Here is a 26,121-nt window from a genome sequence, read left to right as displayed (position 1 = left end):
GCGCGCAATCAGACCAGCCGTTGATCCTGATCGACGACCGGCCGGAATCTGCGACTGGCGGAAATGCCGGTTCAGTAGAGCAGCAGCGGGGCCACTTGCGCGCGCCAGGCCGCTTCATCCGGCGCGGTCAACGCGTCTAGGTCGGCCGGGGTGGCGGCGGGATCGTCCACCCAGGTGCGCAGGTCCGGGCCGCCGTTGATCACATCGATCGCCAGCCGCTCGAACTCGTACTCATAGGGGAAATCGCGCCACAGCGGATAATCGGGATAGAGCGCGCGGATCGCCTTGAACGCCAGCGCCTGCAAGCGCCAGGGGCGGAACGCCTGATGATCGTAGAACCCGCCTTCGGCATGGATCATCAGCCCGTTGCACAGTTGGCCGGCGTGCTTGTGGAACGTTGGCTCGAACCAGCATTCGCGGATCGCGCAGCCTGCCAGCCAGTGCGGCGCGAGACGGCGCATTTCCGCCAGCACGGCCTTGGCGTCCACGTCCGGCGCGCCGAACAGCACTTCCAGCGGGCGGGTAGTCCCGCGTCCTTCGGACAGGGTTGTGCCTTCCAGCATCACCGTCCCGGCATAGGCGCGGGCCATGTTGAGGTTCGCAGCATTCGGGCTGGGATTGATCCAGATCCGGTCCTGCGGCCAGCCCAGCTCCGGCCCGTCCGGCTCCCACCCCTCCATCGCAATCACACGGTAATCGACGGAAAGGTTGAAATGCTGGATGAACCAGTGGCCCATTTCGCCCAGCGTCAGCCCATGGCGCATCGGCATCGGCCCGGCGCCGACAAAGCTTTCCTGCCCGTCGCGCAGCGTCAGCCCTTCGACCGGTCGGCCAGCGGGATTGGGCCGGTCGAGCACCCACACCGCCTTGCCCTGCGCCGCGGCGGCTTCCAGCACGTAAAGCAGCGTGGTGACGAAGGTGTAGATCCGGCAGCCCAGGTCCTGCAGATCGAACAGGAACACATCGGCCGTGTCCATCATTGCGGCGGTCGGGCGGCGCACCTGGCCATAGAGACTGAACACGGGGATGCCGTAGAGCGGGTCCAGCTCGTCCGGCGTTTCCACCATGTTGTCCTGCTTGTCGCCCTTCAGCCCGTGCTGCGGCCCGAACGCGGACGTCACGTTGATCCCTGCCGCGATCAGCGCGTCGAGCGAATGCGTGAGGTCCGCCGTGACCGAGGCCGGATGGGCGATCAGCGCAACACGCTTGCCATCCAGCGGTGCGCGCAAGGTGGGGTCCGCCAGCAGGCGGTCGATGCCGAAGTTCACTGGGCCGAATTTCATGCCGCTTCCGGTGCCGCAAGTGTGCCCGCGAAGCAAGCCGGATGGTGGAAATCCGCCTTCCCGTCCGGATGCGCCATCGCCCAGTAGGATTTGCGCCCGCCCGCCTCTTCGATCACGGCGGTCAGGGCATAGCTCCACGGCAGCGGCGGCAGCGCGGCGAGCGGGATCGCCGCGTCAAAGATCGCCATGCTGCGCCCGCGCCGCAGGGTGCAATCCGGCTGGCGCGGCATGGCCCGCTCAGCCATCCCCGCGCGGTATCCGGTGAAGTCGTAAGCCGCCCACCGCTCGGACGGCGAGAGGTTGAACTCGGCATAACCGTCGCTACCCGGCTGGCGCACGAACAGTTCAAAGCAGGTCGTCTGCCACAGTCCATCCGCCCGTCCCTTCCCCGCGAACGGCGGCACGACCAGTTCCGCGGTCCCTTCCAGCGAAAAGCGCAGTTGCAGCCAGTTGGGCGCCGCCGAAATGATCCGCGCGGTGATCGCGCTGGCGCTGGCGGGCGGATGATCGGGATGAGGGATCAGGCGATACGTTTCCAAACGCGGTTCTTTCGTGCTAGGCGCGCGCCCGAAACCGGAAGGCACCCATGACTTACAATTCCTCGCTGCTCCGCCTGCTTGATGAACGCGGCTACATTCACCAGCTGACCGATGCCGAAGGGCTTGATGCCCTGGCGGCGAAGCAGGTCGTGCCGGGGTATATCGGGTTCGACGCGACCGCGCCATCGCTGCACATCGGCAGCCTCGTCCAGATCATGATGCTGCGCCGCCTGCAGCAGACCGGGCACAAGCCCGTCGTCGTGATGGGTGGCGGGACCACGCGGATCGGCGATCCGACGGGGCGCGACGAAAGCCGCAAGATGCTGACCGACGAGGCGATCGAGGCCAACATCGCCTCGATCCGCACGATCTTTGCCAAGCTGCTGAAGTTCGGTGACGGGCCGACCGACGCCGTCATGGTCAACAACCACGACTGGCTGGGCAAGCTGGGCTATATCGAGCTGCTGCAGGAAGTCGGCACGCACTTTACCGTCAACCGGATGCTGACGTTCGATTCGGTGAAGCTGCGGCTGGAACGCGAACAGCCGATGACCTTCCTCGAATTCAACTACATGATCCTGCAAGGCTACGATTTCCGCCACTTGTCCAAGACCATGGGCGTGCGCCTGCAAATGGGCGGGTCGGACCAGTGGGGCAATATCGTCAACGGGCTGGAACTGGGCCGCCGGATGGACGGGACCGAACTGTTCGGCCTGACCACCCCGCTGCTGACCACTGCCGACGGCGGCAAGATGGGCAAGACCGCCGCCGGGGCGGTCTGGCTCAACGAAGAGCAGTTGCCCGCCTATGACTTCTGGCAGTACTGGCGCAATGTCGATGACCGCGACGTCGGCAAGTTCCTGCGCCTGTTCACCGATGTGCCGCTGGACGAGATCGCCCGGCTGGAAAGCCTGCAGGGCAGCGAGATCAATGCGGCCAAGATCGTGCTGGCCAACGAAGTGACTAGCCTGTGCCGCAGCCCGGAAGCCGCCAAGGCCGCCGAGGCGACCGCTTCCGCCACCTTTGCGGGCGGCGGCGTTGGCCAGGAACTGCCGGTGCTGGCGCTGCCCGCCGATGGCATCGGCCTGATCGACGCGCTGGTCGGGATCGGCTTTGCCGCCAGCCGGGGCGAAGCCAAGCGCCTGATCGCGGGCGGCGGCGCGCGGATCGATGGCGAAGCGGTCAGCGACGAGGCGCTGCACATCCCCGGCGGCGCGGAAGTGCGCATTTCCGCGGGCAAGAAAAAGCACGGCGTGCTGCGCCCCTGACCGGTCAGGGGAACGGCTGTAACTTTGGTAAACGGATCGTTCCCCTCCGCTTTACCCTTTGTTGGGCTTTAAGCGGCAAAAGGGCCCTTGCTGTAATCACGCAAGGAGGCCCTGCGGGCATGGGAGCCGGAGCTCAACTGACCGTCACCGACATGCGCCGCGCCACGCGGCATCCCGTCGACCACAAGGTGATCGGCGAGCATCGGCGCCTGGGCGACGTGCACATCCACATCGTCAACATTTCGGCGCATGGCTTCATGGCGAACGGTCCGCTCGATCTGTCGCGCGGTGAGCGCGTGGTGATTCGCCTGCCCGAAGTCGGCCGGATCGAGGCCCACCTGATCTGGACCACCGACGACCGCTCGGGCTTTCAGTTCGAGCGAATCATCCGGCTCGACGATTTCATGCGGATGATCGACACCCTGCAACCTAACCCGCGCCTGCGCCGCAAGCGTTGAGGCGCGGCGGCGGCGGCCTGCACAGCATAACTTTACACAGCCCAAGCATCTGACCGCTTGGCAAGGCGCGGGCGCGCTGCCATGCCCGCCGGGTGAGCGACGCCATCCACCCCTTACGCATCCGTGACTATCGCCTGATCTGGCTGACCCGGTTCCTGTCCGTCAACGCCACGGTTGCCGTGGTCGTGATCATCGGCGCGCAGGTCTATCAATACGCCCGCACGGTCGAAGGCATGGCCCCCAAGGAGGCCGCTTTCCTGCTGGGGCTGCTGGGGCTGGCGCAGTTCATCCCCTTCCTGCTGCTGACCCCGGTTGCCGGCCTGCTGGCCGACCGGCTCGACCGGCGCTTCGTCGCCGCTGCCTCGACCGCGGTGGACCTGGGCATCGCGTTGACGCTGGCGCTGGCCAACACCTTCGAATTCCTCAGCCTGCCGCTGCTGTTCGCGCTGGCCGCGTGCCACGGCGGCGCGCGGGTGTTTATCGGCCCGTCGGTCAGCGCGATCATTCCCAACGTGGTCCCGGCCGAATCGCTGCCCCGCGCGGTCGCGTTCAGCTCGATTGCCTGGCAAAGCGGCTCGGTGATCGGCCCGGCGGTTGCCGGCTTCCTGCTCGCCCGCGATCCCGCCATGCCCTATTGGTATGCCGCCGTGCTGCTGGCGGTTGGCATGATCACCGTGCTGATGATCCGCCCGATCCCGATCCCGCCCAAGTCCGAGCTGCATCCCGTGCGCCAGATGGCCGAGGGCGCGCAGTTCGTCTGGCGGGAACGGTTCCTGCTCGGCTGCGTCACGCTGGACCTGTTCGCGGTGCTGCTGGGCGGCGCAACCGCCATGTTGCCCGCCTTTGCCTATGACGTGCTCCACGTCGGCGATGAAGGCCTGGGCCTGATGCGCGGCGCCCCGGGCGTTGGCGCGGCCCTTGTGGCGTTGTGGCTGGGCTTTCGCCCGATGCACCGCAACGTCGGTGAAAAGATGCTGTGGGCAGTCGCGGTCTATGGCGGCGCTACGCTGACCTTCGGGCTGTCCACCAGCTTCGTCCTGTCGCTGTCCATGCTGGCGCTGCTGGGCGCGGCTGATCAGGTATCGGTGTTCATCCGCAGCACCCTGATCCAGCTCAACACGCCCGACGACAAGCGCGGGCGCGTGTCCTCGATTTCGGGCCTTGCCATTTCGGCGTCCAACGAGCTGGGCGAGATGCAGTCCGGCCTTGCCGCCGCGCTGCTCGGTCCGGTCTGGGCGGTTGCGCTCGGCGGCGCGGGGGCTATCGTGGTCACCGCGATCTGGACCGTCATTTTCCCCGAACTGCGCAGGGCAAAGACCTTTGCGCCCCAATATCGCCAGAAGGAGCAGGTTCGATGAAGGCCGACAGCATTCTCGCCACCATTGGCAACACGCCGCACGTCCGCCTGGCGCGGATGTTCCCCGACCATGAAGTGTGGGTGAAGGTGGAGCGCGCCAATCCCGGCGGTTCGATCAAGGACCGCATCGGCCTCGCAATGATCGAGGCCGCCGAAGCGGACGGCAGCCTGAAGCCGGGCGGCACGATCATCGAGCCGACCAGCGGCAACACCGGGATTGGCCTTGCCATGGCGGCGGCGGTCAAGGGCTACAAGCTGGTGCTGGTCATGCCCGAATCGATGTCGCTGGAGCGGCGCCGCCTGATGCTCGCTTACGGCGCGACCTTTGATCTGACCCCGCGCGAAAAGGGCATGAAGGGCGCGCTGGAACGGGCGCACCAGCTGGTGCAGGACACCCCCGGCGCGTGGATGCCGCAGCAGTTTGAAAACGCCGCCAACATCGCCGTCCACGTGCGCACCACCGCGCAGGAAATCCTGAACGACTTCCGCGACACGCCCATCGACGCGCTGATCACCGGCGTCGGCACCGGCGGCCACCTGACCGGCTGCGCCGAGGAACTGAAGCGCCACTGGCCGTCGATGAAGGCCTTCGCGGTGGAACCGGCGCTTTCGCCGGTCATCTCCGGTGGCCAACCCTCCCCCCACCCGATTCAGGGCATCGGCGCGGGCTTCATCCCCGGCAACCTGCACACCCAGTCGATTGACGGGGCCATTCAGGTTGACGCCAGCGACGCCAAGGAAATGGCCCGCCGCTGCGCGCGCGAGGAAGGGATGCTGGTGGGCATCAGCTCCGGCGCAACGCTGGCCGCCATCGCGCAAAAGCTGGCCGATCTGCCCGCCGGCAGCCGGGTGATGGGCTTCAACTATGACACCGGCGAACGGTACCTCTCGGTACCGGACTTCCTGCCGGAGTGAGGTTGATGGGGGAGCTGTGATTCATTGCACCTCCCCTCACCACTTAACGTCACCCCGGACTTGATCCGGGGTCCAGCTTTTCTTCAACAGCCGCCGCATTGAAAAAAAAGGCAGCGGGACCCCGGATCAAGTCCGGGGTGACGGTTTTGAGATGAGGCAATGGCTTTGACAATCCAGCTCGAACCCATCCCCTACACCGACCGCGATACCGCGCTGACCGGCTGGCTGGCCCGCCCGTCAGGCAACCCCCGCGCGGCAGTGCTGGTGTTCCCGACCATCGCCAATGTCACCCCGGCGATCGAACGCCGCGCGCGCATGCTGGCCGATGCCGGCTACCTCGCCATGATCGCCGATTTCTATGGCGCGCCGGTGCCCAGCTTCGAAGCGGCGCGGCCGCTGGCAGAGGCCTTGCGCGCGGATGTTGATCACTACCGCACCCGGCTGGCCGCCGCGCTCACCACCTTGCGCGGGCATGACGCGGCGCAGGGCTTGCCGCTCGCCGCCATCGGTTTCTGCATGGGCGGACAGGCCGTGCTGGAACTGGCCCGCGCGGGCGCGGATCTGGCGCTGGTTGCCAGCTTCCACGGCCTGCTCGATACCCAGCGCTCCGCCGCCGCGCCGATCACCCCGCGCATTCTGGTCTGCCACGGCGATGCCGACCCGATGGCCCCGCGCGCAGCGGTCATGGCGTTCTGGCAGGAAATGGACGGTGTGGGGGCGAACTGGCACTTCCACAGCTACAGCGGCGTGAAGCACGGCTTCACCGACCCCGGCAGCGACGCGCGCGGCTTGCCCGCCATCGCCTATGACCCCAGTGCCGACCGCCAAAGCTGGGCCGCGCTGATGGGCCTGCTTGACGAGGCTGCGGGCTGAGCGTGGCGATAGATCGCGTCGCGGTGATCGCCTTTGCCAAGGCGGTGCTCACCGGAGCTTGCGCCGCCGGTTCACCGTTACTCCTGATAAGCGTCCCGGCCGGCATCGTGCTCCTGTTTGATTTTGGCGATCCGATGGGCGGTCTCAACGGACTGCTGATCGCGGTCTTTCCACTGATTATCACCCTGCCAATCGTGCTGGGGGCGAGTATCCTGATAGGGTTGCCGCTAACTTATCTGCTCAGCCGCGCCGGGCGTGATCAAGGGGAACTCTACGTGGTCGCCGGTCTGTTCTTCGGTGGTGTCCTGCCGGTCGCGATCAGCATCTTGGCGGGGCAGGCGGCCGGGGGCCTGTTTTACTTCGCCATACCCGGATCGCTGGGCGGCGCGGTCACCGGCTGGTCCTGGGGCCGCCACCGCGATGCCCTGAACCTCGCGCGCCATACTGAGCACCCCGACCTCGAACCGACAATCTGAACCAAACCCGTCCATGCTGAGCTTGTCGAAGCACTGCCTTGTTCTGGTTTGCCGAAGCAGTCTCAATCAAAGAAAAAAAGCGATCCTTCGACAAGCTCAGGATGGGCGGGTTTGGGGGCAGATGGACCATAAGATCCAAGCACCGCGCAAGGGCGCTCCAACCCCCGATTTTCCTACATCCCCGCCGCCTGCTACCTTCGCATCGGCTCTTTCAAACCGTGAACCCGCACAAACAGCAACGGAGCGTGCCCAAAAGCACGCCCCGCGCATGACTTTCATCAACTAACCCCCCGAATCGGGCCGAATCAGGCGGTGGCAAACGCCTCTACCGGCAGCGCCATGACGCTGTTCGACCCGGTCTCGATCTTGCGGCGCAGCGCCCCGGCATCAGGGGTAAACCGCTCACCGTAATAGCGCGCCGTGGTCAGCTTCGCCTCATAGAACGCCTTGTCCTCAGCGCCCGCAGCCAGCGCCGCGCTGGCGGCCGTGCCCATCTTCAGCCACATGAAGCCCAGCGCGACGATGCCCATGATGTGCATGTAGTGATGCGCACCGGCGCCGACGTTGTTGGGGTTGGTCATGCCATTGGCCATGAACCACATCGTCGCGGCCTTCAGCTCGCCATTGGCCTTTTCGACCCCGGCGGCAAGGCTGGCCAGCGCCGGATCGGCCTTGGCCGCCGTGCAGGCCGCATCGACTTCGGCAAAGAACGCCTGCACCGCGCGCCCGCCGTTCAGCGCCAGCTTGCGGCCGACCAGGTCCATCGCCTGCACGCCGTTCGCGCCTTCATAGATCTGGGCGATCCGGGCATCGCGGACGAACTGGCTCATGCCCCATTCCTCGATGTAGCCGTGTCCGCCGAACACCTGCTGCATGTTGACGCAGGTGTCGAAGCCTTTGTCGGTGCCATAGCCCTTCAGCACCGGGGTCAGCAGGCTGATCATGTCGTCGGCCAGCGCGCGGTCTTCCTCGGTCGCGGCCTTGTGGCTGAGGTCCACCAGCAGCCCGCCCCACAGGTAGAACGCGCGCATCGCCTCGGTAAACGCCTTGGCGTCCATAAGCATCCGGCGCACGTCGGGGTGGACGAACAGCGTATCGGCCTTTTCCTGCGGCTCGGCCGGGCCAGTCAGCGCGCGGCCCTGACGGCGTTCCTGCGCATACTTGACCGCGTTCTGATAGGCGACTTCGGCCTGCGCCAGTCCCTGAATGCCGACGCCGAGGCGCGCGGCGTTCATCATGATGAACATCGCGGCCAGGCCCTTGTTTTCCTCACCCACGATGAAGCCGGTCGCCCCGTCATAGTTCATCACGCAAGTCGCGTTGCCGTGGATGCCCATCTTGTGTTCGAGGCTGCCGCACGACACCGCATTGCGCGCGCCGAGCGAACCGTCGTCATTGACCATGACCTTGGGCACGATGAACAGCGAGATGCCCTTGCTGCTCTCCGGCGCGCCCGGCGTCTTGGCCAGCACCAGGTGGATGATGTTCTCGGTCAGGTCATGCTCACCCGCCGAAATGAAGATCTTGGTGCCGGTGATGGCATAGCTGCCATCGGCGTTCGGCACCGCGCGGGTGCGGATCAGGCCCAGGTCCGTGCCGCAGTGCGGCTCGGTCAGGTTCATGGTGCCCAGCCACTCGTTGGTCACCATCTTGGGCAGATACTTCTGCTGCAATTCCGGCGAAGCCTTGGCGAGGATCGCGGAAACGGCGCCATTGGTTAGCCCCGGATACATCCCGAAGGCATGGTTGGCGGTGGCGACGAATTCCTCGACCACGAAGCCCAGCACGTGCGGCAGCCCTTGCCCGCCCCATTCCTCGGGCGAGGCCAGCGTGCCCCAGCCCGATTCGCGATACTTGGCGAACGCTTCCTTGAACCCGTCCGGCGTGGTGACCGAACCGTCCGGATTGCGCACGCAGCCCTGCTGGTCGCCGGACTGGTTGAGCGGCGCGAGCACTTCAGACGCGAACTTGCCGCATTCCTCGACAATGGTGTCGACCATTTCCGGGCCGGCATTCGCGAAAGTCGGCAGGTGAGCATATTGCTCCAGCTTCAGCACTTCGTTGAGGACGAAGCGCGTATCGCGGGCGGGTGCCTTGTAAACGGGCATGAGTGTATCCTTGGATGCTGGAGAGAGATCAGGCGCGCCGGGCGGCCGGTTCGAGGTTTTCGATCAGCTTGATGAAATCGGACAACTCGGCAATCGCCGCATCGATATCCGCCCGCTGATCCTGCAGGCGCTGGACCCGGTCACGACAGCGCTGGATAGTCACCCGGCGCTGCTCGGCCCGGCCGTCGCCCAGATCGTAGAGATCGATCATCTCCTTGATCTCGGTCAGGCTGAACCCGACGTTCTTGGCCCGCATGATCCACGCCAGCCGGGCCCGGTCCCGCTTGGAATAGACCCGAGTCAGCCCAACCCGCGCCGGGGCGATCAGGCCCTCATCCTCGTAAAACCTCAGGGCGCGCGCCGTGACATCGAATTCCGCCGTCAGGTCGGAAATCGAGAACTGCTCACGCTGCAAGGCGTCGGGACGATCAATATGCGCGCCATCATGCGCGGCCGTGGTTGCGCCAAGGTGTTCCATGGCGCGTGAAATAGCTTCCCCTTACGTAAGCGTCAATCTTTGACGGTTACGAGAACGTCACCGTCCAGCCGCCGATAGAAACAGCTCGGCGCGCCGGTATGGCAGGCCGGACCTTCCGGGCGAACCATCAGGACCAGCGCATCCTGGTCGCAATCGACCAGAATGTCTTCGACGCGCAGGAAATGACCGGATGTTTCACCCTTGCACCACAGCTTGCCACGCGACCGGGAATGGAAATGCGCCAGCCCGGTTTCCCGCGTCCTCGTAAGAGCTTCATCATCCATGAACGCCAGCATCAGAACTTCGCGACTGTCGGCATGGCACGCGACCGCCGTCAAAAGTCCATTGGCATCGAATTTCGGCAGGAAAGCCCTGCCCTGCTCTCGCTCGAGTGTATCGGAATTGGCCATGATTGCCCTTTGTTGCACGATAACCACATGTGTCGACCAAAATCTTCGGCGAACACGCATCGCCCTTTCAATTTTCGGCGGTTTCTTCGATTGAGCAGATGCGGTTTTCATCCGCCCGCCAACCGGTGGCGCGCAAGCGCTGAAGGCTTAGGTTCAGGGTCAGGCCATCGTCCGCAACGTCGGACGGCCGCATGAGGGATTGGACCAGGCGATCGAGGGGGATCGCCGAACTGCGCAAGCAGAGTCCAGCGGTTTCGTCACGAGAGCGCCCGAGGTTATCCCTCGGGCGCTTTTCGTTGAAGGGCACGATTGATTGCCCGGACGGTCAGGTCAGGTCCAGCGCCTCGTCCATCACTCTGGCGAAGCAGGCGATCAGGGCCTCCTGCGCTCCGGCCCGCAACAAGGCCCGTGTGCAGGCATCGCTGGTGGCGCCGCTGGTCAGGACATCGTCCACCAGCACGATCCGCCTCCCCTTGATCTGTTCGCTCCGCCGGGGATGAGCCGTGATCGCCCCAGACAGCGCCCGCGCTCGCGCACGGCGCCCCAAACCACCCAGCGTCGGGGTTGGCCTGGTTCGGACAAGCCCGTCCACCAGCACGCTGCAACCGCGCGATTCCGCGATGCCGCGTGCCAACAGTGCCGCCTGATTGTAGCCGCGACGCCACAGCCGCCAGCGATGCAGCGGCACTGGCACAACCAGCCAGTCGGCATCGACCCGCTGCGGCAGTCGCGCGCTGACGAAACGCGCCATCAATGGAGCGAGCGCGATTCGGCCGCCGTGTTTCAGCGCCAGGACCAGTGAACGCGATGCATCGTTGTAGAGTGTTCCCGCAGCAACCCCGCCATGCCGGGGAGGCACAGCCAGGCAGGGAGCGCATATCGATCCATCCGCGACCCCCGCAGCAAACGGGCGCTGACAAAGCTTGCAGGATGGCTCCCCCGGAATCGCCAGCCCGCTCCAGCAGGAAGGACAAACGCCCGCTTGCTCGACCATCATGTCACCGCACAACGGGCAGCGCGGGGGGAACACGAGATCGACCAGCGGCGCAAGAAATGTCGGGACTCGCATCGCACCCGTGTATCGCTTGCGCCAACGCCCCCGGCAAGGCAGGAGCCCAACATGATCACGCCTGCTCCGCCCAAGGTTTTTTCAGACAATCGCCGGACCGCCGCCCGCCGCCGGTCCCGCAGCCTGCAGCGCCGGCCGGACGCTGCGCGTTACATTCTGGATGACATGGTTGAGGACGTGCTCGAACGTCTCGCCTTTCTGCGGCTCAACCCGCGCCGCGCGCTGATCATTGGTGACTGGACCGGCGCACTTGCCGTGCAGCTTCGCACAACGGGATGCGATGTTACCGTGGCCGAACCGGCAGACGGATTTATTGAGGAGCAGCCATTTCCCGAGAACGGGTTCGATCTGGTTGCAAGCCTCGGAACGCTCGATACGGTGAACGATCTGCCCGGCGCACTCATCCACATTCGCAACGCGCTCGCGCCGGAGGGGCTGGCGATTGCCAGCTTCATGGGCGCCGGCAGCCTGCCGCAACTCAGGGCGGCGATGCTTGACGCTGACGGCGAGCGCCCGGCCCCGCGGCTGCACCCGATGGTCGACGTGCGGGCCGGCGGGCAACTGCTGCAGCGCGCCGGCTGGTCCGATCCGGTGGTGGACAGCCGCTCGCTCGACGTACGCTTCCGTTCGCTGGACAGTCTGGTCGCAGACTTGCGCGCGCAAGCGCTTGGCAACGTCCTCATGCGCGCCGGTCCCGCACTCGGTCGGACCGCGCTGGCCACCGCGCGTGCCGCTTTTGGCGTACGCACGGTGGAGCGCTTTGAGATCCTAACGCTTTCCGGCTGGCGGCGTTAGCCCAGCGCCGCTTGCGCCGCCGCCAGACGCGCGATCGGCACGCGGAAGGGGGAGGCGCTGACGTAATCGAGCCCAACCTTTTCGCAGAACGCGATCGATGCCGGGTCACCGCCGTGTTCGCCGCAGATCCCCAGCTTGATGTCCAGCCGGGTCTTGCGCCCGCGCTCTGCAGCCAGCTCGACCAGCTGGCCTACGCCCTCGATATCGAGGCTCACGAACGGATCGCGCGGATAGATGCCCTGTTCGACATAGGGGGTGAGGAACTTGGCCGCATCGTCGCGACTGACACCCAGCGTCGTCTGGGTGAGGTCGTTGGTGCCGAAACTGAAGAATTCGCCCACTTCGGCAATTTCCCCGGCCATCAGCGCCGCGCGTGGCAACTCGATCATCGTGCCGACGTGATAGGCGACCGAATTGCCCTTCTCGGCGAAGACCTCTGCGGCGGTACGATCGACCAGCGCCTTGAGGATCTCCAGTTCCTTGCGCGTGGCGACCAACGGGATCATCACTTCCGGCACGGGCGCCGCGCCCGATGCGACCGCTACATCGCAAGCCGCTTCGAAGATCGCGCGGGCCTGCATCTCGTAGATTTCCGGGAAGGTAATCCCCAGCCGGCAACCGCGGTGGCCGAGCATCGGGTTCATTTCATGCAGTTCTTCCGCGCGGCGCTTGAGCGTGGCCACGCCGATTCCGATCACATCGGACAGTTCCTCGAACTCCGCGTCGGCATGCGGCAGGAACTCGTGCAGGGGCGGATCGAGCAGGCGAATGGTAACCGGCAAGCCAGCCATCTCATCGAAGATCGCGTGGAAATCGGCGCGCTGTTCGGGCAGCAGCTTGGCGAGCGCAGCGCGGCGGCCAGCGCCGTCTTCGGCCAGGATCATCTGGCGCACGGCAGCGATGCGCTGGTCGTCGAAGAACATGTGTTCGGTCCGGCACAGGCCGATGCCTTCCGCCCCGAACTGGCGCGCGGTGCGGCAATCCGCCGGAGTTTCGGCGTTGGTGCGCACTTTCATCCGGCGGTGCTTGTCGGCCCATTCCATCAGCGTACCGAAATCGCCGACCAGTTCCGGCTCGATCGTCGGGACCGATCCAGCCATGACGTCGCCCGCCGCGCCGTCCAGCGTGATTACATCGCCTTCTTTCAGCTCGCGATTGCCGATCTTCAGCGTGCGGCTGGCCATGTCGATGGAGACCGCCGCCGCGCCCGAGACGCAGGGGCGGCCCATGCCGCGAGCCACCACGGCGGCGTGTGACGTCATGCCGCCGCGCGCGGTCAGGATGCCCTTCGCGGCGTGCATGCCGTGGATATCCTCCGGGCTGGTTTCAACGCGGACGAGAATCACGGCTTCACCGCGCTCGGCGCGCTTCTCGGCGGTATCGGCATCGAGCACGATTGCGCCGGAAGCGGCACCCGGAGAGGCCGGCAGGCCCTTGGTCAGCAGGTCGCGCGGGGCATCGGGGTCGAGCGTGGGGTGGAGGAGCTGATCCAGCGCCATCGGGTCGATGCGCTTGATCGCCATGCGCTCATCGATCAGGCCCTCGGCGACCATGTCGACCGCCATCTTGAGCGCGGCCTTGGCGGTGCGCTTGCCCGAGCGGGTCTGGAGCATCCAGAGCTTGCCGCGCTCCACGGTGAACTCGATGTCCTGCATGTCGCGGTAGTGCTTTTCCAGCAGTTCGAACACGGCGGCCAGTTCCGCGTACGCTTCCGGCATCGCTTCTTCCATCGACAGCGGCTTGGCGCCGGCGCGTTCGCGGGAATAGCGGGTCAGGTACTGCGGGGTGCGGATGCCGGCGACGACGTCTTCGCCCTGGGCGTTGACCAGCCATTCGCCGTAGTAGGCCTTCTCGCCGGTCGCGGGATCGCGGGTGAAGGCGACGCCGGTGGCGCTGGTATCGCCCATGTTACCGAAGACCATCGCCTGCACGTTGACGGCGGTGCCCCAGTCACCGGGGATGTCGTTCAGACGGCGGTAGACCTTGGCGCGGTCGGAGTCCCAGCTGTCGAACACGGCGCGGATCGCGCCCCAAAGTTGATGAAACACATCCTGCGGGAAGGGTTCGCCAAGGGCGGTCTGGACGATGGACTTGTACTCGGCGACGAGCGCCTGCCAATGTTCAGCACCCATCTCAACATCGGCGTAGAAACCGTTGTCTTCCTTCGCAATTTCCAGTGCATCCTCAAACAGATGATGGTCCACGCCCAGCACGACGTCCGAATACATCTGGATGAAGCGGCGGTAGCTGTCCCAGGCGAAGCGGTCGTCGCCGGAGGAAGCCGCCAGGCCCTTCACCGTTTCGTCATTGAGGCCAAGGTTGAGGACGGTGTCCATCATCCCCGGCATCGACACCCGCGCGCCAGAGCGGACCGAGACGAGCAGCGGATCGGCGGCATCGCCGAACTTCTTGCCCACGGCGGTTTCGATGTGGGTCAGCGCAGCGGCAACTTCGGCGCGGACATCAGCGGAGAAGTCCCCGCCCTCGGCCAGATAGCGCACGCATTCTTCGGTGGTGATGGTGAAGCCCGGCGGCACCGGCAGGCCAATTCCGGCCATTTCGGCCAGGTTCGCGCCCTTGCCGCCGACAATCGTCTTGTCCTTGGCCCGGGGGTCCTGATGAGTAACGCCGCCACCGAATGTGAATACGTATGCAGTCATGGAAATCCGCCACTTATCAGGAACCGCCGACTCACTGGACGGTGTGGCGCGTCCCTAGCCTTCGATACGCGAAAAGTCAGCCACTTTGTGCACCGCAGCACGGAAACTGGACAACAGCCCCAGTCGCGCCGCGCGCACTGCCGGATCATCGGCGTTGACCGTGACACTGTCAAAGAAAGCGTCGATCGGCGCCCGCAGCGTTGCCAGCGCGGCCATCGCGGCGGTGAAATCCTCTGCAACGACAGCGGCTTCCGCGCGCGGTGCCGCCGCATCGAGCGCAGCGATCAAGGCGGCCTCAGCCGGTTCGGGCGACGGATTGACCGCCCCGCCCTCAAACGCTTCCTTCTTCAGGATGTTCGCGGCGCGCTTGTACCCGGCCAGCAGGTTGGTGCCATCCTCGGTACCCATGAACGCCTGGAGTGCATGGACGCGGGCCAGCAGGCGGACGAGATCGTCCTCGCCGCCCAGTGCAAAGACAGCGTCGATCAGGTCGTGGCGAACCCCCGCTTCCTTTTGCTGGACCTTGAGGCGGTCAGCGAAGAAGTTGAGCACGTCGCCCTCGCCAATCCCCATCCGCAGGCCATTCGCGGTGATGATCTGGATGATGCCGAGTGCAGCACGGCGCAGCGCGAACGGGTCTTTCGAACCGGTCGGCTTTTCATCGATGCCGAAGAAGCTGCGGATCGTATCCAGCTTGTCCGCCAGCGCCACCGCCACCGTCACCGGCGCGGTCGGCACGTCATCGCCCTGCCCGACCGGCTTGTAATGATCGCGGATCGCATCGGCGACCGCATCCGGCAAGCCTTCGGCGCGGGCGTAGTAGCCGCCCATCAGGCCCTGCAATTCCGGGAATTCCCCGACCATTTCGGTGACGAGATCGGCCTTGCACAGCTCTGCCGCCTGCCGCGCCAGCGCGGGGTCGCAGTTCGGCACGATGCCTTCGCTGGCCAGCCATTCGGCCAGCTTCGCGACGCGCTCCACCTTGTCGGCGACAGTGCCCAGCTTTTCGTGGAACGTGATCCGCTCCAGCTTCTTCGCCTGATCCGCCAGCGTGGTCTTGCGGTCCTGCTGCCAGAAGAAGCTGGCGTCGGACAGGCGCGCGGCCAGCACCTTGCGGTTGCCCGCGACAATCGCGGTGCCGCCATCGGCAGCGGCGATGTTGGCGGTGCAGACGAAAGCGTTGGCGAGCTTCCCGTCCGCTTCGCACACGAAATACTTCTGGTTGGTCCGCGCGGTCAGCTGGATGACTTCGGGCGGGACTTCCAGATAGGCTTCATCGAACCGGCCGAGCAGCGGCACCGGCCATTCGGTGAGGCCCGCATTCTCGATCACCAGCCCTTCGTCCTCGACCAGAGTCAGGCCTTCGGCGGCGGCAGCGGCCTTGGCGGCGGCGCGGATCAGGTCCTGCCGCTCGGCGTGATCGACGATCACGTGTGCGGCGCGCAGCTTGGCGGCGTAGTCATCGACGCCATCGATCACGATCTCGCCGTCCGAGTGGAAGCGGTGCCCGCGCGTGACGCGTCCGGCAGCGATCCCGCCGACTTCGCAATCCACCACCGCGCCATCGAGCAGCGCGACAATGGCCGAGAGCGGGCGGACCCAGCGCAAGGATTCGGTGGAGATCGACGCCGCGCCCCAGCGCTGCGATTTCGGCCACGGAAACGCGCGGATGATCGCGGGGATGGCTTCGGCCAGCACTTCGGCAGTCGCGCGGCCCGGCTTTTCGGACACGGCGAACAGCACGCCGTCGCGCTCAACCAGCTGGTCTGCGGTCAGGCCGGTCTTGCGCAGGAATCCTTCGAGCGCCTGCGGCGGCGCACCGACGCGCGGGCCCTTCACTTCCTCGCTGACGGCAGCGGTCGCGGCGGGCAGATCGCGCGCGATCAGCGCCAGACGGCGCGGGGTGGACCACACGGTCACTTCGCCCAGCGTCACGCCCGCGTCGGCCATCGCCTTGCGGAACAGCTTTTCCAGATCGGCGCGCGCACCGGCCTGCATCCGCGCGGGGATTTCTTCCGAGCGCAGTTCGAGAAGAAAATCGCTCATACCGTCCACCCCGGAAACTTGGCTTCCCATTCGGGCGTGTTCTTTTCGATCCACGCCTGACAGCTGCCCTTGGCCAGATCGCGCACGCGGCCGATGTAGCTGGCGCGTTCCTGCACGGAAATCACGCCGCGCGCCTGCAGCAGGTTGAACAGGTGGCTGGCCTCGATCGCCTGGTCATAGGCGGCGAGCGGCACGGCGGCATCGATGCAGCGCATGCATTCCGCCTCGGCCTTGGCGAATCCGTCGAACAGGCTGGCCGTGTCGGCCACTTCGAAGTTGTATTTCGAATGCTCCTGCTCGTTCTTCAGGAACACGTCGCCATAGCTGACGCCGTGGTCGTTGAAGCGCAGGTCGTAAACCCGGTCGACGCCCTGGATATACATCGCCAGACGTTCCAGCCCGTAGGTGATCTCGCCCGCGACCGGCTTGCAATCGAACCCGCCGACCTGCTGGAAATAGGTGAACTGGGTGACTTCCATCCCGTCGCACCAGACTTCCCAGCCCAGCCCCCACGCGCCCAGCGTCGGGCTTTCCCAGTCATCCTCGACAAAGCGGATGTCATGGGCCAGCGGGTCGATGCCGATGGCGGCAAGGCTCTGGAGATACAGTTCCTGCAGGTTCGCCGGGTTCGGCTTCAGGATCACCTGATACTGGTAATAATGCTGCAGCCGGTTGGGGTTTTCGCCATAGCGCCCGTCGGTCGGGCGGCGGCTGGGCTGGACATAGGCCGCGCTCCACGGTTCCGGGCCCAGCGCGCGCAGCGTGGTCGCCGGGTGGAACGTGCCCGCGCCCATGCGCATGTCATAGGGTTGCAGGATCAGGCAGCCTTGCGCGCTCCAGAAAGCATGGAGACGCAGGATCATGTCCTGAAAGCTGAGCGGTTTTGCCGGGTCTGACATGGCTGCGGCCTTTGGCGCACCGGCCTTGCAGGGTCAATATCCGCTTTGATTCATCGACGGGCAGGAAAGCCGCGCTATATGCAGCGCATGAACAGGATTTTCCGGACATTTTCCGCCGCGCTGGCGCTGGTTGGCGCACTTGCACTGGGTTCGGCCACGGCGGCGCAGCAGGCCGGGCACGGGCTGGAGGCGCTCGATCCCGCGGGTGCCGTCACCATCCAGGAGGCGCGGCCCGCGCTGTGGAAAGTCGCGGATGCGGACACCACGATCTATCTGTTCGGCACGATCCACCTGCTGCCGCCGGGGATCGAGTGGTATTCCGGCCCGGTGGCGCAGGCGTTCGAGGCATCGGACGTCCTCGTGACGGAAATTCCGGAACTGACCGCCGGGGAAACGCAGGAAGTGGTCGTGCGGCGTGCGATCCTGCCCAAGGGCAAATCGCTGCGCAGCGGGATGCGCAAGAAGGAACTGGCGAAGTTCGACACGGCGCTGATGGGGTTCAACCTGCCGCTGAACGCGTTTGACACCTACAAGCCGTGGTATGCCGCGGTGATCCTCTCCACCCTGCCCTTGCAGCAGCGCGGCTTCGATCTCGCCAACGGCGTCGAAGCGCAGTTGGCCGCCCGCAACAAGGCGCGTGGGGCGCCCCGGATCGGGCTGGAAACGCTGGACTACCAGCTGGGCCTGTTCGACGGCCTCTCGCCCAGGGTGCAGAAGGAATACCTGCTGTCGGTGGTGGATGCCTTGCCCACGATCGACACCGAAGTTGGCAAGATCGTCAGCGCGTGGAGCGCGGGCGACGCCGAGGGGCTGGCCGGGCTGATGAACGCGGATCAGGAAGATCCGGCGATGATGCAGGCGCTGCTGACCAACCGCAACAAGGCGTGGGCGCAGTGGCTGAAGGCGCGGCTTGATGCGCCGGGGAGGGTGTTTGTCGCGGTCGGCGCGGGCCATCTGGGCGGCAAGGACAGCGTGCAGGATTACCTCGCGCGTGGCGGGGTCGTTTCGCAGCGTGTCCAGTAAGCGGTTCTGGCTGGCCGCCGCGCTGGCGCTGGCGGCGGCGGCGTGCAAGCCCGCGCCGCCCGTCACCCCCGCGATGTGGGAAGTGACCGGTCCGGGCGGCCAGCGGGCGTGGCTGTTCGGCACAATCCACGCCCTGCCCGATCCGGTCGACTGGCGCTCCGACAAGGTCGAGGCTGCATTGGCCGCATCGGACCGGCTGATGCTGGAAGTGGCGAAGATCGACGACGGCGCGGGGCTGGCAGGCACGTTTGCGCGGCTGGGCCAGTCGCCGGGGCTGCCACCGCTGGCGGCGCGCATTCCGGCGGGTGAGCGCGCGGGGCTGGAGCGGGTGCTGGCCGACCTGGGGCTGACCGGCAAGCTCGACGGGCTGGAAACCTGGGCGGCGGCGCTGACCATCCAGCAGGTCATCTCGGCGCGGTCGGGGCTGGATAGCGGCAATGGCGTCGACCGGGCGCTGGTCGCGGACTATCGCAAGGCGCTTGGCGAATTCGAAGGGGCGGAGCGGCAGCTGGGCATTTTCGACCGGCTAGCCGAAGCCGACCAGCTGGAACTGCTGCGCGCGGTGGTGCGCGGCGCGGGGGCCTCGCTGGACGATGCGCGGCGGCTGGAGCAGGCCTGGGCCAAGGGCGACATGGCCGCGATCACTGCCGAGACGAACCGCGATTTCCTGAACGATCCGGAACTGCGCGCGGCGCTGCTGACCGGGCGGAACAAGGCCTGGGCGCAGCGCTTGCGGCAGGTCATGGCGGCGGGCGAGCAGCCCTTTGTCGCGGTTGGCGCCGCGCATCTGGCCGGGCCCGAGGGGCTTCCGGCCCTGCTTGCGGCACAGGGCTATACGGTGCGACGCGTGCAATAGCGCGCCCTTGTGTCAGGTTAACTTGACATCGCGGCCAATCGGATTATGTCATGTTTACCTGACATGACGAGTGAACCTGAATGCACAATCGCGTAAGAGAACTGCGCACGGCGCGCGGCTGGAGCCAGGCCGAACTGGCTGGCCGGATCGATGTGTCGCGCCAGGCCGTGAACGCCATCGAAACCGGCAAGCACGACCCTTCGCTGACGCTGGCATTCCGGATCGCCCGCCTGTTCGAAACTTCGATCGAGGAGATCTTTGATGACCAGGCCTGAACCCAATCCCGCCCTTCCCGGTGAACAGCGCGCGCGTTTGCGCCAGCAGCGGGTCTGGCGGGCCATGCTTGTCCCCGGCCTCGCCGCCGTGGCCGTGCTCTATGCAGTCAGGCAAGGCCTCGGCGGGTCTATCTATGACGCGCAGGGGCAGGTCCATCCGACCTTCGCGATCGTGTTCTCGGTCGTGGTCGCACTGTTCGCGCTGATCGGCGCGATCTGGCACCACCGGGCCATCGACGAGCAGGAAGAACGCGCGATCCTGTGGGGCAACACGGCGGGGTTCTACACCGTCATCCCGTCCGCGATGATCGTCGAAACGCTCACCCTAGCCCGCCTGATCGAGCCGGTATCGCACGTCACCATGATGCTGGGCGCGCTGGCGGTCAGCGTGGCGACGTATCTGTGGGTGCGTTTCCGCTAGCGGCGGCAACCGCAATTTCCTTGCCTTTTGCCGCGCCTGCGGTTAACGGCCCGCCCTTCCCCGGCATGGTCATCCCTGGAGGCGTGACCGGAGGAAACGGAACAATCTCGTTTTGAAAGGCAAATGCAATGAGCGATACTCTGCACCTGCCGGCCGAGGCGCGCGAACGGGCTGGCAAGGGAGCCTCCCGTGCACTGCGTCGTGAAGGCCGCGTCCCCGCTGTCGTCTATGGTGGCAATGAAGAGCCCCTCGCGATCCACGTCGAAGAAAAGGAACTGGTTCGCCTGCTGGGCACCGGCCACTTCTTCGAATCCGCGATCGAGATCGAAATTGGCGGCAAGACCGTGAAGACGCAGCCGAAGGACGTCGCCTTCCACCCCGTCACCGACCGCCCGCTGCACGCAGACTTCCTGCGCGCCTGAGCGGACAGGCAGGCGGCTAATGGCCTGATGGCCAGAACCGATGCCTGACAACCATTGCCGCCCCTGCCCAGGCAGGGGGCCGAAGCCGGATTGACCGGCCACGCCCCCGCCCGTGCGGGGGCGCAGTGTTTTACAGCTGTGTTTTTCACCCGTGTTTCGAGAAGGAGCGCCGCGATGCAACTCTGGGTCGGTCTGGGCAATCCGGGCCCGCAGTATGCGCTGCACCGGCACAACGTGGGCTTCATGGTGATGGACACCCTGGCCGAATTCCACGACTTCGGGCCGGTCCAGAAGAAGTTCCAGGGCTGGCTGCAGGAAGGCCGGATCGGCGGCGACAAGATCCTGCTCCTGAAACCGGCGACCTACATGAACGAAAGCGGCCGTTCGGTGGGCGAGGCGCTGCGCTTCTACAAGCTGGGCACCGACGCGCTCACCGTGTTCCACGACGAGCTGGACCTTGCCCCGTTCAAGGTGAAGGTCAAGCAGGGCGGCGGCACGGCGGGGCACAACGGCCTGCGCTCCATCGACCAGCATCTGGGCCCAGATTTCCGCCGCGTGCGCCTGGGGATTGGCCACCCCGGCCACAAGGACCGGGTAACCGGCCACGTGCTGGGCAACTTCGCCAAGGCCGAGATGGACCCGCTCGCCGACATGCTGGGCGCCATCGCCGGCGAGGCCGAGTGGCTGGCCAGGGGCGACAACGCCCGCTTCATGAGCGACGTGGCCTTGCGCCAACAGGATTAGGCGGCGGCAAGACTAAAGTCCGCTCGACAGCCCGCTTCCACCGGATATTCTGGGCGCAAACCGTAACGGGAGAGCGCCATGCCTGATCTGACCCGCCGTTCGCTGTTGGCCGCGACAACTGCCGCCGCTGCCGCCACCACGCTGCCCGCCCGCGCCAGCGAAGCCCCTGCCCCCAGTCTCAAGGGCAAGTCCGTCTTCATCACTGGCGCGTCGAGCGGGTTTGGCCGGGTCGGCGCGGAGCATTACGCAAGGCTTGGCGCGAAAGTCTTTGCCACGATGCGCGGCCTGCCCCGCCCGGAAGCCAGCGAGCTGATCGACCTGGCCGCGCGCGAACAGCTGGACATCACGGTCCTGCCGCTGGACGTCCTGTCCGACGAACAGGTCGCCGCCGCGGTCCGGGATGCCGAGGCCATGGCCGGCGGAGCGCTGGACGTGGTGATCAACAACGCCGGGATCGGGATGACCGGGCCGGTCGAAGTGCAGGACATGGCCGCGACCCAGCTGGCGTTCGACACCAATGTCTTCGGCGTGCAGCGGGTGATCCGCGCCGCCCTGCCCGCGATGCGCGCGCGCAAGTCCGGCGTGATCTTCAACATCTCGTCGCAGCTGGGCCGCGTGATCAGCCCGGCGGGCGGGCACTATTCGGCCACGAAGTTCGCGCTGGAGGCGCTGAGCGAGCAGCTGGCCTATGAACTTGCCCCGCACGGGGTCGAGGTCTGCATCATCCAGCCCGGCGGCTATCCCACCAAGGTCTGGGTCAACCGCAACCGCTACAACCTGGAACTGAAGGCCCGGATCGAACCGGAACGCGCGGCGGGTTATCCGGAACTGGTTGCCCGAATGGGAACCGAAACTGGCGCGGGCCGCACCGCCGATCCCGCCGATGTGCCGCGTGCCATCGCGGAAATCGCCGCCATGCCCGCCGGTCGTCGCCCACTGCGCCGCGCGGTGCATCCGGGCAACAAGCCGCAGGAAGCGATCAACCGCGTTGCCGCCGAAACCCAGCTGGCCTGGCTGGGCAATTCCCCGGTCGGCCCCTGGATCAAGGCGGTTCACGATTAACCGGTTTTTCTGTCGAACCGCTTTACACCTGCGGCGCGGGCGACGGGCCGTTAACCAGTGAGGTGGTAGGAAATCCCCGGTTGGCACAGGCGTTGCGTTGGTAAGCGCAACACCTACGTCAACCATTCCGTTGGGGGATCGACATGACCATGACCGCCAAGCTGTTGCCCGCCCTTGCCGCGAGCCTGATGTTTACCGCGACGCCAGCCATGGCCGACGCCATCTCGCTGGGATCGGGCGATATCGGCAAGTCGTTCACGTTCAACTTCAACGGCTTTGCCGACAGCATGGAGATCGCGAACCTCACCTCGACCGCGACCTTCACGCTGACCGGTGCGACCAGCACCAGCTACACCTTCAACTATTCGCTGAGCAACACGACCAGCAGCCCGCTGACCTCGCGCGTGTCCTCGTTCGGTTTCAACACCGATCCGAACATCTCCAGCGCCTCCTCGACCGGGGCATTCAGCTATACCACGCTGAATTCCAGCTACCCCAACGGGATCGGCGCGATCGACGTCTGCTTCAAGGATGCCAAGACCGGCAGCTGCGCAGGCGGCGGCAGCGGCGGTCTGCTGACCGGCGCGACCGGCACTGGCTCGCTGACCCTCAACTTCAGCCAGCCGCTGACTTCGCTGACGCTGAGCGACTTCTTCGTGCGGTATCAGTCGATCACTGGCGCGGGCAATGTCACGTCGGCCAGCGGCGCGGGCACGCTCACCTCGACGGGTGGATCGACCTCGGGCGGCTCCACTTCGGGTGGCAGCACTTCGTCGGGCGGCACCTCGGTGCCGGAACCGGGCATGGTCGGCCTGATGGGCGGCGCCCTGCTGCTGCTGGCGATGCGCTCGCGCCGTCGCCGGGCGGTGTTCGCGGCGGCCTGACGACAGCCACCGGAACCAGCAACCATAACGCCGGGGTGGTTCAGCCGCCCCGGCGTTCGGCTTGTTCCAGGTGTGCGCGAATGGCCGCGTTGCCGGGGGCCTTCTGGGCCGCCTTGCGCAGCAGTTGCCTGCCCTGCTCGACGTCCTTGCCGGACTGAACCCGCACCCAGCCCGCCGTATCCAGCACCGAGGCATTATCCGGCGCCAGCTTCAGCGCCTTGTCCGCCAGTTCGCGAGCGCGGCCATGATTACCCAGCATGGATTGGGCATAGGCCATGTTGTTCAGCACCAGCACGTTGCTGCCATCCGTAACCGTCAGGATGCGATCATAGGCAACCGCCGCGCGTGCCCAGTTGCCCGCCTTCATCGCGGCATCGCCTTCGGCCAGGTCCGCACCCAGTGCCCGCGGCGATGGCCCCTTGGCGCGATTGGCCAGCGCTTCGGCATCGCTGGTCCCCGCCGCCTTGGCAAAGCGGGCATAGAGCGCCAGCTCCTCTGGCCGCACTGCGCTGCCGCGCACCACCGGCGCATAAGTCTGCATCGCCGCGCGCGGATCGCCAGAGCGCAACTGCGCCTCGGCCAGGATCCGCAGGGCTTCGCGGTTGCCGGGATTGGCGCGGGCGATGGGGGCGGCCTGGGCAATGGCAAGCTCCGCCTGCCCCAGGTTGGTCAGCGCTTCAGCATAGATCAGGCGGGCCGGGTCTTGCTGACCCAGTCCGGCCTCGACCGGCAGGATGGCCTGACGCACCCCGTCCCAGTTCTTGCGCGCGGCAGCGTGGCGGGCGCGCAGGTAGGCGACGGTGGGGTCTTTCGGGGCCGCTGCAGCCAGCGCCTTGAGCACCGGCTCCATCTCGTCGAAGCGCCCCAGATCGCCCAGCACGGCGGCCTTGCCGGTCATCGCCGCAAGGTTGCCGGGATAAGTCTGGTCGGCCTTGGAATAGGCGGCCAGCGCCCGCGCCAGATCGCCCTGCCGCATGGCCAGTTCACCCCCGCTCAGCAGCGTGGCAAGCAGGTTCGGCCCCTGCGCCTGCGCCTTGGCATGCATCGCCGCAGCCCCGGCGACATCGCCGTTCAGCAGCAGCAGGCGGGTGTAATCGGCATAAGCAGCGGCACTGCCCCCGGCGGAAACCGCCCGGTCGAGATAACGAGCCGCTGCGGCAGGATCCTGTTGCTGCAGGGCTGCGGCGGCGCGCAAGCGATCCGCCTCCACCGAATCGCGCCCGGCCAGCAGTTGCAGCGCCACATCCGGCACCTTGCGCAGCAGCGCCGCCTGCGCGGCAAATTCAGCCAGTTCGCCCTGCGGCGGCTGGCCGCCAGCCAGTCGCTCCACCGCGCTGCGCGCCCCTTCCCCATCGCCCAGTGCCAGCAGGGTGCGGATCTGGAGCAATTGCAAGGCCCGGTCATTGGGCAGCACGGTCAGAGCAGCCTGCAGGCTGGTGCGGGCGGCGCTGTAATCGTTGGCGGCAAAGTCGGCGCGGGCCTGCCCGGCCAGCTCCTCTGGACTCTTCGCGCAGGCGGACAGCAGCAGGATGGCGGCAACGGCAGCGGTTGCGGCGGCGGAGGCGGCGCGGGTTTTCATGCGCCGATCCTGCCATCAGGCACTGAACAATTCGTGAAACTGGCCAAACCGTCCGCCCCCCGCTATGGGCCGCCGCAACAGTTATACCGGAGAATGAAATGGGTTTCCGCTGCGGGATCGTCGGGCTGCCGAATGTTGGCAAGTCCACCCTGTTCAACGCATTGACCGAAACGCAGGCGGCGCAGGCGGCAAACTATCCGTTCTGCACGATCGAGCCAAACGTCGGCAACGTCGGTGTGCCCGATCCCCGGCTGGACAAGCTGGCGGAAATCGCCGGCAGCCAGAAGATCATCCCGACCCAGCTGGGCTTCGTCGACATCGCCGGGCTGGTGCGCGGCGCGTCGAAGGGCGAAGGGCTGGGCAACCAGTTCCTCGGCAACATCCGCGAAGTCGATGCCATCGTCCACGTGCTGCGCTGCTTTGAAAACGACGACATCCAGCACGTCGACAACAAGGTCGATCCGGTGTCCGACGCCGAAACGGTCGAAACGGAGCTGATGCTGGCCGATCTGGAAAGCCTGGAAAAGCGGGTGCCCGCCGCCCAGAAGAAAGCCTCGCAGGGGGACAAGGAAGCCAAGCTGATCGCCTCGGTTCTGGGCCAGGCGCTGGACCTGCTGCGCGAGGGCAAGCCCGCCCGGCTGACCCAGCCCAAGGATGAAGAAGAAGCCCGCGTCTTCCAGCAGGCGCAGCTGCTTACCGCCAAGCCGGTACTCTACGTCTGCAACGTCGAGGAAGAAAGCGCAGCCAACGGCAACGCATTCTCCGCGCGCGTGTTCGAAAAGGCCAAGGCCGAGGGCGCCGAGGCCGTGATCGTGTCTGCCGCGATCGAGGCCGAACTGGTGGGCATGGATGCCGAGGAACGCATGGTGTTCCTGGAGGAAATGGGCCTGCACGAAACCGGGCTCGCCCGCGTGATCCGCTCTGGCTACGAGCTGCTGCACCTCATCACGTTCTTCACCGTCGGCCCGAAGGAAGCCCGCGCTTGGACCGTGCACAAGGGTGCCAAGGCTCCAGAAGCGGCGGGCGAGATCCACTCCGACATGCAACGCGGCTTCATCCGCGCCGAAACCATTGCCTATGACGATTACGTCGCGCTGGGCGGTGAGGCCGGTGCCAAGGAAGCGGGCAAGCTGCGCCAGGAAGGCAAGGAATACGTGATTGCCGATGGCGACGTTCTGCACTTCAAGTTCAACGTCTGATTGATCGGGGGAAACAGCGGAT

General features: G+C 66.1%; 25 protein-coding genes and 1 pseudogene. 16 read left to right on the top strand and 10 right to left on the bottom strand.

The features are described from left to right. Positions 1–71: 71 nt before the first annotated feature. Together IE113_RS07625 and IE113_RS07620 are read right to left on the bottom strand one after the other, a co-directional pair. Positions 72–1,268: an exo-beta-N-acetylmuramidase NamZ family protein gene (locus IE113_RS07625; RefSeq protein ID WP_189540686.1), complete on the bottom strand. Its 1,197-nt coding sequence runs from the start codon at positions 1,266–1,268 to the stop codon at positions 72–74. Positions 1,269–1,279: 11 nt separating this feature from the next. Further along, positions 1,280–1,822 (bottom strand): DOMON-like domain-containing protein, encoded by a 543-nt coding sequence (locus tag IE113_RS07620; RefSeq protein WP_189540091.1) that lies wholly within the window; start codon positions 1,820–1,822, stop codon positions 1,280–1,282. A gap of 47 nt (positions 1,823–1,869) precedes the next feature. On the opposite strand from IE113_RS07620, the gene tyrS reads away from it, so the two are divergent. From tyrS to IE113_RS07590, 6 genes are all read left to right on the top strand, one after another. Then, complete coding sequence (tyrS, locus tag IE113_RS07615) at positions 1,870–3,090, top strand: tyrosine--tRNA ligase (protein ID WP_189540089.1); 1,221 nt, start codon at positions 1,870–1,872, stop codon at positions 3,088–3,090. Positions 3,091–3,209: 119 nt separating this feature from the next. Continuing rightward, positions 3,210–3,548 carry a PilZ domain-containing protein gene (locus IE113_RS07610; protein ID WP_189540087.1) on the top strand — a complete coding sequence of 113 codons (339 nt, stop codon included), beginning with the start codon at positions 3,210–3,212 and terminating at the stop codon, positions 3,546–3,548. A gap of 92 nt (positions 3,549–3,640) precedes the next feature. Continuing rightward, positions 3,641–4,906: an MFS transporter gene (locus tag IE113_RS07605; RefSeq protein WP_189540085.1), complete on the top strand. Its 1,266-nt coding sequence runs from the start codon at positions 3,641–3,643 to the stop codon at positions 4,904–4,906. Beyond that, on the top strand, positions 4,903–5,820 hold the full coding sequence (gene cysK, locus IE113_RS07600) for a cysteine synthase A (RefSeq protein WP_189540083.1): 918 nt from the start codon (positions 4,903–4,905) through the stop codon (positions 5,818–5,820). The genes IE113_RS07605 and cysK overlap by 4 nt, the downstream gene beginning before the upstream one ends. A 159-nt stretch (positions 5,821–5,979) precedes the next feature. Then, positions 5,980–6,693 (top strand): dienelactone hydrolase family protein, encoded by a 714-nt coding sequence (locus IE113_RS07595; protein ID WP_189540081.1) that lies wholly within the window; start codon positions 5,980–5,982, stop codon positions 6,691–6,693. Positions 6,694–6,695: 2 nt separating this feature from the next. Then, on the top strand, positions 6,696–7,169 hold the full coding sequence (locus tag IE113_RS07590; protein WP_189540079.1) for a hypothetical protein: 474 nt from the start codon (positions 6,696–6,698) through the stop codon (positions 7,167–7,169). A gap of 305 nt (positions 7,170–7,474) precedes the next feature. Here the strand turns inward: IE113_RS07590 and IE113_RS07585 are convergent, their stop codons facing one another. The 4 genes from IE113_RS07585 to IE113_RS16515 form a co-directional block, all read right to left on the bottom strand. Next, positions 7,475–9,277, bottom strand: coding sequence for an acyl-CoA dehydrogenase C-terminal domain-containing protein (locus IE113_RS07585; protein ID WP_189540077.1), 1,803 nt, complete (start codon positions 9,275–9,277; stop codon positions 7,475–7,477). A 28-nt stretch (positions 9,278–9,305) separates the two neighbouring features. After that, a complete protein-coding gene (locus tag IE113_RS07580) occupies positions 9,306–9,755 on the bottom strand; it encodes a MerR family transcriptional regulator (protein ID WP_189540075.1) in 450 nt (149 codons plus the stop codon). A 32-nt stretch (positions 9,756–9,787) separates the two neighbouring features. Beyond that, positions 9,788–10,165, bottom strand: coding sequence for a phosphoribosyl-AMP cyclohydrolase (gene hisI / locus IE113_RS07575; protein WP_189540685.1), 378 nt, complete (start codon positions 10,163–10,165; stop codon positions 9,788–9,790). 325 nt (positions 10,166–10,490) lie between these two features. After that, entirely contained in the window at positions 10,491–11,234 is a 744-nt protein-coding gene (locus IE113_RS16515; RefSeq protein WP_189540073.1) for a ComF family protein, read from the bottom strand. 51 nt (positions 11,235–11,285) lie between these two features. Here IE113_RS16515 and IE113_RS07565 point away from each other — a divergent pair, with 51 nt between their 5' ends. After that, positions 11,286–12,029: a methyltransferase domain-containing protein gene (locus tag IE113_RS07565; protein ID WP_189540072.1), complete on the top strand. Its 744-nt coding sequence runs from the start codon at positions 11,286–11,288 to the stop codon at positions 12,027–12,029. Here the strand turns inward: IE113_RS07565 and ppdK are convergent. Genes ppdK through IE113_RS07550 form a run of 3 tightly spaced genes read right to left on the bottom strand, consistent with a single transcriptional unit; the run spans position 12,026 to position 17,634 of the window. Continuing rightward, positions 12,026–14,689: a pyruvate, phosphate dikinase gene (ppdK, locus tag IE113_RS07560; RefSeq protein ID WP_189540070.1), complete on the bottom strand. Its 2,664-nt coding sequence runs from the start codon at positions 14,687–14,689 to the stop codon at positions 12,026–12,028. The two genes, IE113_RS07565 and ppdK, sit on opposite strands and share 4 nt — an antisense overlap. 54 nt (positions 14,690–14,743) lie before the next feature. After that, positions 14,744–16,735: a glycine--tRNA ligase subunit beta gene (glyS, locus tag IE113_RS07555; protein ID WP_189540068.1), complete on the bottom strand. Its 1,992-nt coding sequence runs from the start codon at positions 16,733–16,735 to the stop codon at positions 14,744–14,746. Next, positions 16,732–17,634 carry a glycine--tRNA ligase subunit alpha gene (locus tag IE113_RS07550; RefSeq protein WP_189540066.1) on the bottom strand — a complete coding sequence of 301 codons (903 nt, stop codon included), beginning with the start codon at positions 17,632–17,634 and terminating at the stop codon, positions 16,732–16,734. The genes glyS and IE113_RS07550 overlap by 4 nt, the downstream gene beginning before the upstream one ends. An 87-nt stretch (positions 17,635–17,721) precedes the next feature. On the opposite strand from IE113_RS07550, the gene IE113_RS07545 reads away from it, so the two are divergent. The 8 genes and pseudogenes from IE113_RS07545 (at position 17,722) to IE113_RS07510 (ending at position 23,321) form a co-directional block, all read left to right on the top strand. After that, entirely contained in the window at positions 17,722–18,657 is a 936-nt protein-coding gene (locus tag IE113_RS07545) for a TraB/GumN family protein (protein ID WP_189540065.1), read from the top strand. Continuing rightward, the gene (locus tag IE113_RS07540) at positions 18,626–19,513 is read left to right on the top strand and encodes a TraB/GumN family protein (RefSeq protein ID WP_189540063.1); all 888 of its coding nucleotides are present in this window, start codon (positions 18,626–18,628) and stop codon (positions 19,511–19,513) included. The genes IE113_RS07545 and IE113_RS07540 overlap by 32 nt, the downstream gene beginning before the upstream one ends. An 80-nt stretch (positions 19,514–19,593) precedes the next feature. After that, positions 19,594–19,788 (top strand): helix-turn-helix transcriptional regulator, encoded by a 195-nt coding sequence (locus IE113_RS07535; protein ID WP_189540061.1) that lies wholly within the window; start codon positions 19,594–19,596, stop codon positions 19,786–19,788. Further along, on the top strand, positions 19,775–20,209 hold the full coding sequence (locus tag IE113_RS07530) for a hypothetical protein (protein WP_189540059.1): 435 nt from the start codon (positions 19,775–19,777) through the stop codon (positions 20,207–20,209). Before IE113_RS07535 ends, IE113_RS07530 begins: the two co-directional genes overlap by 14 nt. 128 nt (positions 20,210–20,337) lie before the next feature. Continuing rightward, positions 20,338–20,625, top strand: a pseudogene (gene rplY, locus IE113_RS07525) (50S ribosomal protein L25); the annotation flags it as partial. A 180-nt stretch (positions 20,626–20,805) separates the two neighbouring features. After that, positions 20,806–21,375 (top strand): aminoacyl-tRNA hydrolase, encoded by a 570-nt coding sequence (pth, locus tag IE113_RS07520; RefSeq protein ID WP_189540057.1) that lies wholly within the window; start codon positions 20,806–20,808, stop codon positions 21,373–21,375. A gap of 78 nt (positions 21,376–21,453) precedes the next feature. Further along, the gene (locus IE113_RS07515; RefSeq protein ID WP_189540056.1) at positions 21,454–22,437 is read left to right on the top strand and encodes an SDR family oxidoreductase; all 984 of its coding nucleotides are present in this window, start codon (positions 21,454–21,456) and stop codon (positions 22,435–22,437) included. Positions 22,438–22,580: 143 nt separating this feature from the next. Beyond that, positions 22,581–23,321, top strand: coding sequence for a cistern family PEP-CTERM protein (locus tag IE113_RS07510; protein WP_189540054.1), 741 nt, complete (start codon positions 22,581–22,583; stop codon positions 23,319–23,321). A gap of 40 nt (positions 23,322–23,361) precedes the next feature. Here IE113_RS07510 and IE113_RS07505 read toward each other — a convergent pair whose 3' ends face one another. After that, on the bottom strand, positions 23,362–24,900 hold the full coding sequence (locus tag IE113_RS07505) for a tetratricopeptide repeat protein (protein WP_189540052.1): 1,539 nt from the start codon (positions 24,898–24,900) through the stop codon (positions 23,362–23,364). Positions 24,901–24,998: 98 nt separating this feature from the next. On the opposite strand from IE113_RS07505, the gene ychF reads away from it, so the two are divergent. Further along, positions 24,999–26,099, top strand: a complete 1,101-nt coding sequence (gene ychF / locus IE113_RS07500; protein ID WP_189540050.1) for a redox-regulated ATPase YchF — start codon at positions 24,999–25,001, stop codon at positions 26,097–26,099. Positions 26,100–26,121: the final 22 nt, after the last annotated feature.

The organism is Novosphingobium arvoryzae, from assembly GCF_014652615.1.
GTDB classification, from domain to species: Bacteria; Pseudomonadota; Alphaproteobacteria; order Sphingomonadales; family Sphingomonadaceae; genus Novosphingobium; species Novosphingobium arvoryzae.
This window is presented reverse-complemented; position numbering and strand designations above follow the sequence as displayed.